Source organism: Fulvivirga lutimaris, assembly GCF_009711525.1.
GTDB classification, from domain to species: Bacteria; Bacteroidota; Bacteroidia; order Cytophagales; family Cyclobacteriaceae; genus Fulvivirga; species Fulvivirga lutimaris.
Genome location: NZ_SMLV01000140.1, coordinates 1 through 2,841, shown reverse-complemented (window position 1 = coordinate 2,841; position 2,841 = coordinate 1). Strand labels below are relative to the sequence as shown.

The 2,841-nt window shown below is 35.8% G+C and carries 2 protein-coding genes; both read right to left on the bottom strand.

What is annotated here, in order from left to right; translation table 11 throughout:
• Window positions 1–10: 10 nt before the first annotated feature.
• The gene (locus tag E1140_RS00835) at window positions 11–2,158 is read right to left on the bottom strand and encodes a bi-domain-containing oxidoreductase (protein WP_155178058.1); all 2,148 of its coding nucleotides are present in this window, start codon (window positions 2,156–2,158) and stop codon (window positions 11–13) included.
• 75 nt (window positions 2,159–2,233) lie between these two features.
• A partial coding sequence (locus tag E1140_RS21265; RefSeq protein WP_185153347.1) for a hypothetical protein occupies window positions 2,234–2,841 on the bottom strand: 608 nt, incomplete at its 5' end.

The window sequence follows — 2,841 nt, the reverse complement described above, 5'->3', positions numbered from 1 at the left end:
CTGCTTAATTTCATAAATGTTGAGGCAAGCCTGTTGCCATGGAGTCTATAACTTTAAAAGTTGAAAGTGTTGTAGAGTAGATTGAGTCAAATGAAATAGGAGCATCTGTTCCATCTGAAATAGCCTTTAAAAAAGAGTCCACCTCTTCTTTATGCCCTTTTCCAGAAGTTTTGACTTTTTTTAGGGAGCCATTTTTATATATTGAAACACCATTAAAATCATGAATTACAGCAGAGTTACCACCACCAAAAACTTCTAAGTGTTCTTTAGGTAAAGCTTTATCTCCATTGGCCAAATAGGTGATGTTGCCGACAGAACCATTTTTAAATGCAAGAGTAATAATTACGTTGTCAGCATTTGTATTAACATCGCTGGTGCCTGGTAAACTTTGTGCATAAACAGATTTAACCAATGATTTAGAAAAATATTGCATCAAGTCAATAAAATGACAGACTTCGCCTATAATTCTTCCTCCTCCAATCTCATCATTAATTGCCCAGTGATCTGGTGGTAGAGCTCCTGCATTTACTCTAAAATTGAATGCCAATGGTCCATCAAAAGAACTAAAAAGCTTGTTTACTTCTTGAGCAGCTCCTGAAAATCTTCTATTAAACCCTACCATTAAAAGATTGTCAGATTTGGAATAAACTTCACTTACTCTATCAAGCTCATCAGTGTTAAGAGCTAAAGGTTTTTCTACAAATACATTTTTCCCCTTACTTAATGCATCTATTACGTAACTAGCATGTGTATTATGCCTGGTTGCAATAAATATAGTATTGGCATTTTCGTCTTTAAAAATTGAGTCAGGATCAGATTCAAACTTAATAAAACCAAATTTAGACGCAACGTGTTCAGCATTTATTCCCCGACCTGTAGTGACAGCTTGTAGTGTACCGCCAGCTGGCTTAATGTTTGGTATTAGATAGCTTTGAGCAAAGCTACCTGCCCCAATAAAACTAACATTAGGTTTTTTAGGATTTGAATTATTCTTTTTTTGCTCCCTAGGCACATCAAATTTCTCGGCTCTTTCCGGGTATTCTAATAATACACCAAGGTTAAATTCCGCTTCAGGGTTAATAACCATTTCATAAGCTGCTAATGCATTATCAATAGTAAACTGATGCGTTATAAGCGGTTTTAAATTGACCTGTTTTTTTGATATAGCATTCAAGAATGCCTCCATGTTTCGCTGTTCGGTCCATCTAACATAGGCAATAGGATAATCGTTACCGAGCTCTTCATAGGAGGTGTCATAACGACCAGGGCCATAGGAACATGACATTTTTAAATCCAACTCCTTCCTATAAAAATGTGGGTCTCTTGGAATGTTCATACCAACTGCGCCTACCATTATTACTGATCCTTTTTTACGTGCAATTTCAGCAGATAATTCAATAGGATCATTAGACGGAGTTGCTGCTGTTATGACTATTTTATCAAAGCCATGACCATTTGTGAACACCATACAATTCTCCAATAAATTAGAATTTTTTCTGTTTATAGCTACATCTGTAGAGTGTTTTGAGGCTAATTCTACCAGCTTATCGCTTAGGTCAATTCCAAAGACATTCGCTCCTGATGCTCTCAAAAGTTGACAAGTGATTTGCCCAATCAAGCCTAGCCCAATGACACAGATATTCTCGCCAAGTTTGGGCTCAGATTGCCTTACACCTTGTAGGGCAATGGCTCCAACTGTAGTAAACGCTGCTTCTTCAAAAGTAACGTTATCCGGTATTTTGGCAACTAAATTTTGAGGAATAGCAACTACTTCAGCATGAGAAGCTAGGTCTTGTCCTGCACAGGTTACTCTGTCTCCTGGTTTGAAAATATTATTAGAGTCCAAGGAAGCCTTGACGATACCTGCAGTACTGTAACCAAGTGCTTTGGGTGAGTCAAGCTTAGACCTTACTTTATCAAAGGTCGCTCTTAAACCCTCTTTTTTCATGTTTTGAATGACTTGCTTAACAAGATCAGGACGCTGTCTGGCTTTTTGAATTAAACCTGCTTTGGCAACTTTTACAGTACCTCTTTCGGTTCCGGCACTAATTAGTGAAGTTGCATTCTCTACTAATATATATTTTGATTGAAGCTGAGGTAGAGGCACCTCTTTCACTTCCATTTCTCCTGTTTTAAAACTTTGAACTACCTGCTTCATTTTTTGGATTGTATTAGACGCTACGTTAAAAACAACTTAGTTTATATTACAATTAACATTTAAATTTAGAATTCATCATTTATTTAATACGTGAACTGCTAGACTAGAATTTAACCAACCTTCCAGTATTTCACTTTCGCTATAATACAAACGCCCAGTGCCTATCTTTTTAATATTGTTACTGGAAAAGGAATTCATTCTTACTAACCTTTCAATTTCCTCAAAATTAAGATAATTGCCAGCGTGGTCAATATATCTGATCCCGTAATATGGATCAATAATTTTCCATTTGCTGTCATGTTTATTATAATATTCAAGAAATTGATGAAATCCGGAACAATCCTTTTGCCAATGTAATTGCCGAGTAGGAATATGATAAAGTCTAAGCAACTCACCTAAAGAAAGGCTCGATTTCTGGCAATACGCATTTCTAACTTTTTCATCATTAATATACGTTGCTAAGTAGCTAGTATTTTTATCCTTAAATATTGATGAACTGTAAGTTGAAATAGAAGTTTGGCCTAAGGGATCCTTTTTTTCTAAAAAAGCAGCATTGATACTTTTTGCCAACAGGTTAACATTTTGATCTAGCGTCTCATCTTGTTGTAAACTTAGAGATAGATTTTGCTCAATCAATTGAAGCTTATTCACAATAGATTTTTTATCAGCAACTTTGTATTCCG